This is a genomic window from Cytobacillus eiseniae, assembly GCF_017874625.1.
GTDB classification, from domain to species: Bacteria; Bacillota; Bacilli; order Bacillales; family Cytobacillaceae; genus Cytobacillus; species Cytobacillus eiseniae.
On the sequence record NZ_JAGIKZ010000018.1, the window covers coordinates 23,503 to 37,504 of the forward strand.

10 protein-coding genes are annotated in these 14,002 nt (G+C 35.9%); 4 read left to right on the top strand and 6 right to left on the bottom strand.

Annotated elements, in window-relative coordinates; genetic code table 11:
- Positions 1-8: 8 nt before the first annotated feature.
- Entirely contained in the window at positions 9-554 is a 546-nt protein-coding gene (locus J2Z40_RS14075) for a hypothetical protein (RefSeq protein WP_066394045.1), read from the bottom strand.
- Positions 555-781: 227 nt separating this feature from the next.
- On the opposite strand from J2Z40_RS14075, the gene J2Z40_RS14080 reads away from it, so the two are divergent.
- Positions 782-1,651, top strand: a complete 870-nt coding sequence (locus J2Z40_RS14080) for a cation diffusion facilitator family transporter (RefSeq protein WP_066394042.1) — start codon at positions 782-784, stop codon at positions 1,649-1,651.
- Between the two features lie 1,257 nt (positions 1,652-2,908).
- Here the strand turns inward: J2Z40_RS14080 and J2Z40_RS14085 are convergent.
- The 5 genes from J2Z40_RS14085 to J2Z40_RS14105 form a co-directional block, all read right to left on the bottom strand.
- Positions 2,909-3,448: a GNAT family N-acetyltransferase gene (locus J2Z40_RS14085; protein ID WP_066394040.1), complete on the bottom strand. Its 540-nt coding sequence runs from the start codon at positions 3,446-3,448 to the stop codon at positions 2,909-2,911.
- 57 nt (positions 3,449-3,505) lie between these two features.
- The gene (locus J2Z40_RS14090; RefSeq protein ID WP_066394038.1) at positions 3,506-5,419 is read right to left on the bottom strand and encodes an endonuclease MutS2; all 1,914 of its coding nucleotides are present in this window, start codon (positions 5,417-5,419) and stop codon (positions 3,506-3,508) included.
- Between the two features lie 498 nt (positions 5,420-5,917).
- Positions 5,918-6,625: a DNA alkylation repair protein gene (locus tag J2Z40_RS14095; RefSeq protein WP_066394037.1), complete on the bottom strand. Its 708-nt coding sequence runs from the start codon at positions 6,623-6,625 to the stop codon at positions 5,918-5,920.
- Between the two features lie 288 nt (positions 6,626-6,913).
- Positions 6,914-7,852 carry an L-threonine 3-dehydrogenase gene (locus J2Z40_RS14100; RefSeq protein ID WP_066394036.1) on the bottom strand — a complete coding sequence of 313 codons (939 nt, stop codon included), beginning with the start codon at positions 7,850-7,852 and terminating at the stop codon, positions 6,914-6,916.
- A gap of 60 nt (positions 7,853-7,912) precedes the next feature.
- Positions 7,913-9,103 (bottom strand): glycine C-acetyltransferase, encoded by a 1,191-nt coding sequence (locus tag J2Z40_RS14105; RefSeq protein WP_066394035.1) that lies wholly within the window; start codon positions 9,101-9,103, stop codon positions 7,913-7,915.
- 500 nt (positions 9,104-9,603) lie between these two features.
- Between J2Z40_RS14105 and katA the strand changes: the two genes are divergently transcribed.
- From katA to J2Z40_RS14120, 3 genes are all read left to right on the top strand, one after another.
- Positions 9,604-11,058 carry a catalase KatA gene (gene katA, locus J2Z40_RS14110; RefSeq protein WP_066394033.1) on the top strand — a complete coding sequence of 485 codons (1,455 nt, stop codon included), beginning with the start codon at positions 9,604-9,606 and terminating at the stop codon, positions 11,056-11,058.
- A gap of 248 nt (positions 11,059-11,306) precedes the next feature.
- On the top strand, positions 11,307-12,863 hold the full coding sequence (locus J2Z40_RS14115) for an ABC-F family ATP-binding cassette domain-containing protein (protein ID WP_066394031.1): 1,557 nt from the start codon (positions 11,307-11,309) through the stop codon (positions 12,861-12,863).
- Between the two features lie 265 nt (positions 12,864-13,128).
- Complete coding sequence (locus J2Z40_RS14120) at positions 13,129-13,980, top strand: DegV family protein (RefSeq protein WP_066394029.1); 852 nt, start codon at positions 13,129-13,131, stop codon at positions 13,978-13,980.
- The last annotated feature ends 22 nt before the right edge of the window (positions 13,981-14,002 follow it).

The following is a 14,002-nucleotide window of genomic DNA, read 5'->3' on the forward strand; positions in this document are numbered from 1 at the left end:
CGATGAGATTAGAACATCTGGTTTGCCATTTCAATCAGTTCTTTATCCGATTGTTCCGAAGATATTTGTGTATTTAAATAAAATATATTAAAATTAGCATCGTTTACTTGGAAGAATATAGAGGTAGCATATTTCCTACCAACAATTCCATTTTTTAATTCTACTTCATGGTAATGAGCATTTTCAGGTTCCCGGGTAATATCACTTGGGAAGTAGGCTTCAATTTTAAGTATTATTAATTCTTCTTGATTTTTTGAATGAATATCAAAGGTAGTTACTAGTGTTTTTCCATCATTATTCATATCAATTATCCGTGCTGGCTGAAATTCAGTTGATTCGAATGGCAATCTTAGTGGCAATTTCATCTTGAAAGGAAGAGCCTTTAAACTATTCTTTATTGAAGTTGCTTCATATACTGCGAATGACACCTCCCCCTGTTCATTATAGGCAGTATCAATTATGTTCAGTTTTGATGTATCTAACTTTCCACTTTTGTTTTCTTGACACCCAACGAGGAGCAATAAAATAAGTAATGACAGCAATAACTTATTCAAAACATCCCTCCACCGAATGATTTAATCTGAATATTTATAATACATTTTTATTTTATCATACAATCTATCCTGTGTATTACTGAAAAGTGGCAAATGATAAGAGTTTTTACCAAACGCAACTTACTTGCCTATTGTTTACTTTTATAAAACATTACAAAAAGGTTGCTCTAGACCCACCCGCATTTCAAGTTGTATCATGTTCAAGGGATGATGGGAGGCAATGCGTAATGGAAGAACAAAAATATAAGAATCTTAAATTAGGAGAGCGTGGGGCAATCATTAGTATACTCGCCTATATCGGTCTTTCGATCATAAAATTAGCGGTTGCGTATAGTAGTGACTCTGCTGCATTAAAAGCAGATGGACTTAACAATACAACCGATATTATTGCATCAATTGCCGTACTCATTGGACTTAAACTATCGCAACGTCCGCCTGATAAAAATCATCGATATGGACATTGGAAAAGTGAAACAATCGCTTCATTGGTCGCCTCATTTATTATGGTTGCAGTAGGTATAGAAGTGTTAATTGAAGCGATCACCTCGATGTTTCAAGGGCAAAAAGAAACACCAAATATTACGGCAGCCTATATTGGTATATTTTCTGCACTAGTTATGTATATTGTTTATCTATACAACAAGCGGTTAGCAAATCAAATTAATAGCAAGGCTGTGATGGCAGCCGCAAAAGATAATCTTTCAGACGCGTGGGTAAGTATCGGAACAGCCATCGGTATACTTGGCTCCCAATTAAAAATGCCTTGGCTGGACACAGTAACTGCTGTAATAGTCGGATTATTAATTTGTAAAACAGCCTGGGACATCTTTAAACAAGCATCTCATGAACTATCAGATGGATTTGATGAAAAGAAAATTCAACTTTATCAGGAAGTCATCCAAAAAGTAGATGGAGTGAAAGGAATTAAAGAAATTAAAGGAAGAAACTACGGAAATAATGAGGTCATTGATGTAGTCATTCTTGTTAAATCCACGTTAGATATTAAAGAAGCACACGATATCGCTACACATGTTGAAAAAGTTATGATGAACGAATACGGGGTATATGATGTACATGTTCATGTAGAGCCGAATTAATTCATTAGCGGCAAGGTGCATCCGCTTCTCATGTGTATCTATCAATTCATAGTCCATTATTCTTTACTTTGTAATATTGAAACGCTTCTTAATTGAATAACTTCTCCAATACTAGGTTACTGATTATGTAATTTCACAAATAAAGTAATAATACTGAGTTAAGAGGATGGAGAAAGGATCCTATTTAACTCTTTGGAGGCAGTTTCAACGATTTTTCTGTTTAAAAGGGCTTCTATCTATCTTATTGAAGACACTTTCGACGATTTTTCTGTTCATTCAGGGCTCTATACACCTTATTGAAGACTCTTTCAACGATTTTTCTGTTCGTTCAGGGCTCTATGCACCTTATTGAAGACACTTTCGACGATTTTTCTGTTCATTCAGGTCTCTATACACCTTATTGAAGACTCTTTCAGCAATTTTTCAGTTCATTCAGGGCTCTATGCACCTTATTGAGGACTTTCGTCGATTTTTCTGTTCATTCAGGGCTTTATGCACCTTATTGAGGACTCTTTCAATGATTTTCCTGTTCATTCAGGGCTCTATACACCTTATTGAGGACTCTTTCGACGATTTTTCTGTTCGTTCAAGGCTCTATGCACCTTATTGAGGACTCTATCAATGATTTTCCTGTTCGTTCAGGGCTCTATACACCTTATTGAAGACACTTTCAGCAATTTTTCTGTTCATTCAGGGCTCTATACACCTTATTGAAGACTCTTTCAACGATTTTCCTGTTCATTCAGGGCTCTATACACCTTATTGAGGACTTTCGACGATTTTTCTGTTCGTTCAAGGGCTCTATGCACCTTATTGAGGACTCTTTCAATGATTTCCCTGTTCATTCAGGGCTCTATACACCTTATTGAAGACTCTTTCAACGATTTTCCTGTTCATTCAGGGCTCTATACACCTTATTGAGGACTCTATCAATGATTTTCCTGTTCGTTCAGGGCTCTATACACCTTATTGAAGACTCTTTCGACGATTTTTCTGTTCATTCAGGGCTCTATACACCTTATTGAAGATATATTCAAGACTTTGTTAATACAATGAAGATGGTTGCCTCTTTGTTTTTCTGAAAATTATCTGAACTAAAACCGTACATACAAAATCAATTCATCCATTCTGCTCTTCACTGTATTTTCCATAAAATATATGGAATAAAAAAACCCAATTCCCCAAAAGTGTATGGAGAAGTAGGGCTTTTTTCATTTCATGCTCAATAAATTACATTCTATATTGTATTAACACTCTTTATTCAAAAAACACATCTGGATATTCAACAACTCCCGAAATCTTGTTAAGTGCATTTTCATATAGTTCAATTGCCATAAATGCTTCATCTGGTACTTCGAAGGGTGCTTTTATCCTCCATATCGATGCTTTTTTGAACCCAAATTTCGGATAATAATCTGGATGACCTAAGACAACTACCGAATTGAATCCCATTTCTTTAGCATCCTCTAATGCTTTATGAATTAATTGTCTTCCTACACCTTGATTTTGATACGCTGGCAAAACCGAAATCGGGGCAAGTGCCAATGATTCTCCAACCATTTGATTATCATTCATAATTTTTATCTTAGATAAAAGAATATGCCCAACTAATTGATCGTTATCTTTATCCAATGCTACTAAAGATAATGCTGGAATAAATGCATCGGATTTTCTTATTTGAGATACTAAATTATGCTCATTTTGATCACTGTATTCTGCAGTTTCAAACGCATTTTTTACTACTCTTTCAGTTAATTCATAGTCCTCAACCCGCTCTTGCTCAATAATTATGTTCATCTTTAACGGCTCCTATTCTAGTACCAAAGTTCTCGTCCTATTCATCTCTTCATACCATCAATTTTCTCTTTGATCTCTATTCTTCCTTATCTCTTTTTGAATTTTACGTAGGGCTTTTTTCGAACCACGTTCGATATCATGCTGCATTTTTCTTGTTTTATAATCTACAAATAATGTTTCTAGATCATATCCTTCTGGATATAATTCCTCTGCCTGCAACTCAATGGCAAGCCGCTTCACATGTACATCAATCATTCCTCCATTATAAAACACTCCCACATTATTGTAATTGTCTATCTCTTTATATACAATTCCATAGTCATTATAGTCTAGTAACTTTACACGATCCCCTTTTTTGTATTCATACTCCACTTTGGAATTCTCACTGATAATCTTCGGCTTTCTCGTTTTCCCTTCCTTAACCGTATCTAAATGATACTCTTTATTCTCCATATAGCCTTTTGCTTTTTGCAGGACATTTTCTCGTATGTTCATTTTTTTAGAAATCCAAAGCGCATTGCTTTCTCCAGATTTGCCGATCAATAACTTATATTTTGGTTCCAAAGTTTCACTATTAAATTGCATCGCTGCATTCATAAAGTCGGTATGCATTTCTGAAAAGCGTTTGATTTCACCATAGTGAGTGGTTGCAACTGTGATACATCCCATATGATAAAATTCTTCTAAAATAGCGATCGCAAGGGCCGATCCCTCATTCGGCTCAGTGCCGCTGCCTATTTCATCAAATAGTAAAAGTGTATGATTATTGGATACTCTCATTATTTCTGAAAGGTTTTTCATATGTGATGAAAAGGTACTTAAAGCATTTTCTATGCTCTGATTATCGCCAATGTCTACAAATAGATTATCGAAAACGGACATTTCCGTCTCCTTGTCCGCGACAATGTGTAAGCCTGACATGACCGCTAATGATAACAGTCCAATTGTTTTAAGAACAATCGTTTTCCCGCCAGCATTAGGCCCCGTTATAATTAAGCTGCGATAATTATCCCCGATTTCAAAATGAAGGGGCACAACTTCTCCTGATAAAAGAGGATGTTTGCCATTTACTATTTTTATAAACCCATAATCATTTAATATAGGCTCGATACCATCCATCTGTTTGCTATACTTTGCCTTTGCAAATACCATATCATATTGACTAATCAGCTCTAGATTAATCTTAATGGCATAAATATTCTCTAGGATCATTCCTGATAAAGTAGCTAATATTTGATATTCTTCAATTGCCTCTTCAGCTTTGAGCATAGCGTGTTCTGTATTTAATTTTGTAACAGTACTTGGTTCAATAAAAACGGTTGACCCTTTAGAAGAAACTTCAATAATTGTGCCTGAAACTTGATTTTTAAATGAAGCTTTAATTGGAATCGTGTATCGATCATCTTTCTTGCTAATAAAGAATTCTTGAATGTACTTTTTATTGGCACTATTATTTAAAAATTTATTTAAACGTTCTGTCACTTTCTCTTCTACTGAATCAATGCTACTACGTATTCGTCTTAGTTCTCTGCTTGCAGCTGAATCTACTCGATTCCCTTTAATTGCAAAATCAACCTCTTCTTCGATATTTTTAAATTCTGCTATTGAATGAGCATACGATGAGAGGACAGGTGCAAAAAACTCTTTATCCAGCATAAACTTTTTAATTTTCCTACATCCTCTTAAAAAATCCGAAACACTAACTAACTCACTTGGACCTAAGATCACGCCTTTTTCTAGGTTTTGAATCGTATTCTCAATATTGGATACGCCTAAAAATGGCACATGACCGACTGTATCTATTATCACTCTTGCCTCTGTCGTTTCATTTAAACGATTTTTAACTACTTTCAGATTTGAACTTGGTTTCAATTGATCAATCATTCGTTTTCCTAATCCACTAACACAATAGGATTTAACTATTTCTTTTAACTCGTTATATTGCAACTTTTCAAAAGTCATCTGATTCATTTCTTTTTTCCCCTCACTATGATTATTTTGAGTCATATATGAAGATACCTACCCATTAGACTTCAATGAGGAATCAAAAAGTGGATAAGTTGTTGAATCTCTATAAAATAAACACAAAAAAAGCTGCGAAGGATACCGCAGCTTTCTTACAATTACAAGGCAAGTGTACAATGCATATACATTGAAATAGGCCAAATAAAAGGATCGGCCCAACAAATGATCGTTACACGCTTTATAAAGTAATGTAGGTATCTTCATAGGTATTGAAATAAATGCATGACAAAGATAAGGGTATAAATTGTATAAAATTTCCCTTTTGTCATTCAACTTATTTCATTTAATTTTTTCCTATTTAGAACCTACTACACTCATAAAAATACCTCTAATTTAATTATAGTTTTTTCATTAAAGTCTAATTTACATTATTGTACTTAATGTTATTAAGAAAGTAAAGGTGAAATACACACAAAATAAGATGAGTCTACGCCGAAACCAACTTTAACATCTTACATACTTACGTTTGAAACCAAGTCTTCCTTTATCTATTTCTTTTTGTATACTTTCGTTCGCGTTTAGGAAACTGCTTTTTTTCTTTTCCCGTTTCATTTCTACGATCCCCACTTCTTTTGCAACTTCGATTGCCTTTTCATGTAGTGGGACATATGAAATGCCTGCAGTGAATAGAAAATTATTCATAGCAGATTTTGTTCGTTCTGGTGAATCATGAATCGAATTTTTAACAAGCTCAAGCATATTGGAAATTTTACTTTCGGAAAATTCATGATCTTTGCGATTCCCTAAAAGCCAGCAGTAGCAACTCCAGCCTGCTGACATTCGTAGTTCGTCCCCGCTTGCAATCCATTTATCTGCAACGTCTTGGGCAATATCGGATTCTGATAATGTAACTGCCACCACATAATCAGACAGCATGTAAAAGTATGCTCCATCCATCCAACGATCATAATCTGATTCAGTCATTGCCTTTGGATCTGCAATAATGCCTGCAAAGTACATGGCATCGTAGTTACCTGTGGCATAAAGCTCCTCAGCCAACTGTTGATTGATTTTTATTTTTTTGGCGATTGGTTTCATTGCACCTGTTGCCACACCAAAAAGCGGCTCGCGTGCACCGTTGGATATGTATATTTTTTTCGTTCGCTCCTTGCCTAGGGATTCAAGCTCTAGCATAACTATTTCAAAATCCATTTTTTTGCCCTTCTTTCCTAGTTAAATATATATTTTTATTTAACCATATTTCCGTTTATTTCTCCTCTATTACATTTCATAAAAAGAGGCTGGGACATAACTAATTTAGCTGTGTACAAAGCCGAATGGTAAATTCATTTTTTTATTATATAAATACAGAAAGCCGAACTATTGCAGAATGCTGTGTTAGCATTTCTAATAATAGTTCGGCTTTTTTAGTTGCTGAGCACCTTTTGTCCCAGCCTCTTTGATTTTCTAACTATCCCTTGCAACGGTGTCAAACTTGGTTTACTTCCCTAATTTCTCCAACATATCCGTTGTCATTTTTACTAAATCATATTCTGCTTTAAAGCCCCATTCTTCCTTGGCAGCACTCGCATCAATCGAATTTGGCCAGCTATCAGCAATTTTCTGACGAACAGGATCAACTGCATAATTCATTTCAAAGTTTGGCATATGTGTACGGATTTCCGCAGCAATTTCCTCTGGATCAAAGCTCATTGCTGTTACATTAAATGAATTTCGGTGTATTAATTTCGATGGATCAGCTTCCATTAAATTAACGATCGCATTTAAAGCATCAGGCATATACATCATATCCATATAAGTTCCTTTATCGATATAAGATGTGTAGCGTCCTTTTTTAATCGCCTCATAATAAATTTCAACAGCATAGTCTGTCGTCCCGCCGCCTGGTGGTGTCACATAAGAGATTAACCCTGGGAAACGTAATCCTCTCGTATCAACACCAAATTTATGATAGTAATAATCAGCTAGTAACTCACCAGCTACTTTATTAACTCCATACATCGTTGTCGGACGTTGAATCGTATCCTGTGGTGTAAGATCCTTTGGTGTAGAAGGACCGAATGCCCCGATTGAGCTCGGTGTAAAGAACTGGCAGTTTAATTCTCTTGCTGTTTCTAACGCATTCATTAGTCCACCCATATTTAAATTCCACGCAAATACAGGGTTTGCCTCTGCAGTAGCAGATAGCAATGCTGCCATATGAATAACAGTATCAACATTATATTTCTTTGCTATTTCAATCATTGTTTTTGAATCTGTTACATCAACTACTTCAAATGGGCCGCTCTCGGCTGCTTCTGATTCATTTTTTCGAATATCTGTTGCAATAACATTGTCTGCACCATATATATTTCTTAGTTTAACTGTCAATTCAGAGCCAATTTGACCTAGCGCACCTGTAATAAAAATTCTTTTCATCGATTGCCTCCATCCTCTTCCTATTTTGAAAAAGTTTTCTCTATTTTAAGAAGTATTTTCTTATATAATGCCCATCTCTTTGCCTACTTTTTCATAAATGGCAATTGCTTGATCTAGCATTTCCTTTGTATGTGCAGCAGACGGCATGTTTCTAACACGACCAGTTCCTCTTGGTACAGTTGGAAACACAATTGACTTCGCATAAACACCTTCTTCATTCAGCTTTTTACTGAATTCTTGTGTTTTTACTTCATCACCGATAATACATGGTGTAATTGGTGTTTCACTGTTCCCAATATCAAATCCTAATTTCTTCAAACCCGCTTTTAAATAATTCGCATTTTCCCAAAGCTTTTGATTTAGTTCTGTGCTTTCCATTAATAATTCGATCGCTTTCGTACTAGCAACGACATCTGCTGGTGTTAATGATGTTGAGAATAAAAAAGGACGACTGCGTACCTTCAACCAATCAATCAATTCTTTCTTACCTGCAACATAGCCGCCAACAACCCCTATTGCTTTTGAAAGCGTTCCAATTTGGAAATCAACTTTATCAGATAAGCCGAAATGCTTAACCGTACCAGCACCTTCTCCTAATACACCTGATCCATGTGCATCATCTACATAAGTGATAAGATCAAATTCTTCTGCAATTTTAACAATCTCTGGAAGCTTGGCAATATCTCCATCCATTGAGAAGACACCATCTGTAATCACCATGATTTTGTTATAAAGGCCAGATTCTTTTGCTTCTTTCGCTTTCGCTCTTAAATCTTCCATATCGGAATGATTAACACGGATAATCTTTGCTTTTGATAAACGGCATCCATCAATAATTGATGCATGATTCAGTTCATCCGATAGAATCGCATCATTCTTGTCCATGACAGCTGAAATCGCCGCCATATTACAATTGAACCCAGATTGATAAGCAATTGCAGCCTCTGTATGCTTGAATTCAGCAAGCTTTTCTTCCAGCTTAATATGAATATCAAGTGTTCCATTAATTGTCCGAACAGCTCCAGCACCAACACCGTATTTGTTGATCGCTTCTATCGCCGCCTTTTTCATACGCTCATCTGTCGCTAGACCTAAATAATTATTAGATGAAAGATTCACTAATTCTCTGCCATTAATTGTAATCATTGGGCCATTTGGGCTTTCTAGTGGATCAATTACATTATAAAGACCTTTACTCTTTAAATCCTCAAGGTTTTCATTTAAAAATGCATCTAATATGTTGCTTGACATCTTTACATCCCCCATTTGGTTTATTAGTAATTGTCGCCTATCAGGATACAATTGTATCCCTCACAAAGACACGAATTTTCTTGCTATGTAAAGGATTGATACATAATACTTTAGCATATTTTTTCACTTTGTATATACCTCATGGACAGAATAGCAATTATTTTTTCATCTACTTCTATCATTTTATAGTTTGCTCATTTTATTAAAAAACTACAAGTAAAATAGCTTCTTAAATTGTCATTTATTTTTCCCTTCTTTGGCAGGAATTAATGAAAAAAAAAGGAATGTAGTATATAAGTTCAATCAGTTCTTTATAAACAGCTTCCTTCATATATTTAGATTGATGAGTACACTTTGGACATCCTGTCATTTCTAAATATTTTTAGATTATATTCGTTTTTATTTTATATTAATTATAAATAAGTATTGATTTTTTGTTGAGAAGTGTTATCATTGTAATCATGAAGTAACAATATAATTTTCTATGAGGTGATTGTATTATGACGAATAATAAACTAACTACTAGCTGGGGTGCTCCTGTAGGAGACAACCAAAACTCAATGACAGCTGGCTCACGCGGACCTACTTTAATCCAAGATGTACATTTACTAGAAAAATTAGCTCACTTTAACCGCGAACGTGTTCCTGAGCGAGTTGTTCATGCAAAGGGTGCTGGTGCACACGGTTACTTTGAAGTGACAAATGACCTTACTAAATATACGAAAGCAGATTTCTTGTCAGAAATAGGCAAACGCACACCAATGTTTATCCGTTTCTCAACAGTTGCCGGTGAGCTTGGTTCTGCAGATACAGTTCGTGACCCGCGTGGATTTGCCGTAAAATTCTATACAGAGGAAGGAAATTACGATCTTGTAGGAAATAACACACCTATTTTCTTCATTCGTGATGCGATTAAATTCCCTGACTTTATTCATACACAAAAAAGAGATCCAAAGACACATTTGAAAAACCCTACTGCTGTTTGGGATTTCTGGAGCCTATCACCAGAATCACTTCATCAAGTAACATACTTAATGGGAGACCGCGGAATCCCTGCAACACTTAGACATATGAATGGATATGGAAGTCATACATTTAAATGGACGAATAAAGATGGTGATGGTGTATGGGTAAAATATCACTTTATAGCTGATCAAGGTGTTAAGAATATGGACGTCAATCTAGCTGCTAAGCTTGCTGGTGAGAACCCTGATTACCATACAGAAGATTTATTTAATGCAATTGAAGAAGGCAATTTCCCTTCATGGACATTAAAGGTTCAAATCATGCCTTTAGAAGATGCAAATACGTATCGCTTTGATCCATTCGATGTAACAAAAGTATGGTCACATAAAGATTATCCACTAATTGAAGTTGGTAAAATGGTATTGGATCGTAACCCTGAAAACTATTTTGCAGAGGTTGAGCAAGCAACATTCTCACCTGGCACACTCGTACCTGGAATCGATGTTTCACCTGATAAAATGCTTCAAGGCCGCTTATTTGCTTACCATGATGCACATCGTTACCGTGTAGGTGCAAATCACCAAGCACTTCCAATTAACCGTCCGAAAAATGAAGTGAGCAATTATCAACGTGACGGGCAAATGCGTTTTGATAATAACGGCGGCGGTTCTGTATATTACGAACCAAATAGCTTTAGCGGTCCAACAGAAGTTCCTGAGCATAAACAAGCTGCATATGCTGTATCAGGAATTGCTGAAAGTGTATCGTATGATCATAATGATCACTATACACAGCCTGGTGACTTATACCGCTTAATGTCTGAAGACGAACGCGCTCGTACAGTTGCAAACATCGTTGGTGCAATGAAGCCTGTCGAAATCGAAGAAATCAAATTACGCCAAATCCAGCACTTCTATAAAGCAGATCCAGAATTCGGAACTCGTATTGCTGAAGGTCTTGGCTTGAAGGTTCCACAAGAAGTAAAGTAATAGAATAATAGAAAAAGGCATCCATTTAAATGGGTGCCTTTTTTCTGCTTAAATACTTTTAGTGCCCTATTTCAGTCTTTTGAATTTACGCATAAATTGATTATTGCAATCAAACATCAATAATTTATACCTGCATTTCATTTTCCATTACTTTTTCCACCTCACACTCCCCTAAAGTCTAGTCGAATGATTAAAAATCTTGTATGATGTAAAAATGAATTACTTTTGAAAGTTGAGGAAATAAAAAAATGAGCTTATTAAATGTAGAGAATTTGAGCCATACGTTTGGTGATCGTACGTTATTTAAAGATGTATCATTCCGATTATTAGCTGAGGACCATGTCGGGCTTGTTGGAGCCAATGGTGTTGGAAAATCAACGTTAATGAATATTATTACTGGACAGCTGATCCATGATTCGGGTCGTGTAGAATGGACACCGAGTGTTCATTACGGATATCTTGATCAGCACACCATTTTAACACCTGGAAAAACAATGCGTGATGTTCTAAAGGATGCATTCCTTCCCCTTTTCGAGCAAGAAAAGGCGCTTAATGAAGTAACAGCAAAAATGGCTGATGCTACACCTGAGGAATTAGAAGATTTACTAGAAGAAATGGGGAAAATCCAAGATCGCTTAGATGCTGGCGGCTTCTACACACTCGATATAAAAATTGAAGAAGCAGCACGTGGACTCGGACTAGATGCAATCGGTCTTGATCGTGATGTGACTGCCCTAAGCGGCGGACAGCGTACGAAAGTATTATTAGCAAAGCTATTACTTGAGCAGCCACAAGTTTTACTTTTAGATGAACCGACAAACTATTTAGATGTCGAGCATATTCGCTGGCTGACAAACTATCTGAAAGAATACCCATATGCCTTCATTCTTATTTCACATGATACGGAATTCATGAATCAAGTATCTAATACGATTTTCCACTTAGAATTTTCTAAGCTGACTCGCTACACTGCAAGCTATGATAAATTCTTGGAATTAGCTGAAATCAATAAGAATCAGCATATTCATGCTTATGAAAAGCAAAAGGATTTCATCAAAAAACAAGAAGACTTTATTGCGAAAAATAAAGCACGCTATTCAACAACTGGTCGTGCAAAAAGTCGACAAAAGCAGCTAGACCGAATGGAAAGAATTGATCGCCCTGAAACGGCAATGAAGCCAACCTTTGATTTTAAGGAGTCACGCGGAAGCAGCCGATATGTTTTTGAAGGCAAGGATTTCGAAATCGGCTATACACATGCTTTATTGCCAAAAATGTCAATAACAATCGAACGTGGAGAGAAAATTGCCATTGTCGGTTGCAATGGAGTCGGAAAATCGACTCTGTTAAAAACAATGCTAGGAAAAATTAAACCAATCAGCGGGAATGTAGAACGTGGAGACTTCCTCTACCCTTCCTATTTTGAACAGGAAGTAAAGGCAGATAATATCACACCAATTGATGATGTTTGGAATGAGTTCCCTTCCATGGATCAGCACCAAGTACGGGCTGCATTAGCAAAATGCGGATTAAAAAATGAACATATTTCCCGACCTTTAAACCAGCTAAGTGGTGGAGAACAGGCAAAAGTTCGTTTATGCAAACTGCTAATGAATGAAAGCAATTGGCTTCTATTTGACGAGCCTACTAACCATCTTGATGTTGTAGCAAAGGAAGAACTAAAACGTGCATTAAAAGCCTATAAAGGAACAGTTGTTTTAGTGTGCCATGAACCTGATTTTTATGAAGATTGGGTAACAAAGGTTTGGGATGTAGAGGAATGGTCACAGCATCTTCCTTCCTAATAGTGAACCCTCTGCAATGCAGGGGGTTTTTGTCTTTTTTTAGAAAACTGAAATTTAGTGCTATTCTATCTTTGAAGATAGTTATTTTACCAACATATAAATGTGTCTATTATTTGAACTTCGATTAATTATAGTGTAAACGATTTCAATAGTGTATAATTGAGAAGCTTAGATTTAACCTTATTCCTCTTCATGTATAGAAGAAAATTTCTTTTATGAACATGCCTTTTATCAGGTAAATACTTAATAAAGGACTAACTAATTTATGACTGAAAAAAAGATAGCCTGGATTACTGACAGTACTGCTTTTATTACTGAAGAATTAAAGAATCATCCAGATGTGTATGTTATTCCTCTTTCCATTTCATTTGGTAATGAAACATTTGAAGATGGTATTGATTTAAATACAGAGCAATTATATGAACGAATTAATTCCTCAAAAGAAGTTCCTAAAACATCACAACCTTCTGCAGGTCGATTTGCAGAGCTTTTTGAACGCTTAAAAGAAAAATATGATACAGCTATTTGTGTGCATATTTCTAGCAAATTAAGCGGAACGATTAATAGTTGTCTTTCTGGTGCTGAACTTGCTGGATTCCCAGTTGAGGCAGTTGATTCTAAATCGATGTCCTACGCCATTACCACTCTGCTTTATAAAGGAATGGAACTGGTCAATAAAGGAATGTCGAGCAAAGAAATTGCTGCATTTCTTCAAAGGGATGCGGAAAAATCAGAAAACTATATTCTTTTAGGAAATCTTGATCAATTTTACAAAGGCGGAAGAATGTCTGGTACCTCCTATCTAATTGGCAGTCTATTAAAAATTAAACCAATTATTCGTATTAATTCGAATGGGGAGTTTGAACTATTCGATAAAGTCCGTTCAGAAAAAAAAGCGGTTAAGCGGATGTTAGATTTGCTTGGCGAATCGTATAAGAAGCATTCCATTTCACAAGTACAAATATTACATGGAAATGTCTCTGAGAAAGCAAAAGAGCTTAGTGCTGAAATTAAGGCTCTATTCCCTAAGCTGGATATCTTCATTGGCGAAATCAGTTCTACGATTGCTGCTCATTCCGGAGAAGGTACACTTGCAACGATTTGGCATAATGAATAGCTTCCACATATAAAAAGAGCAT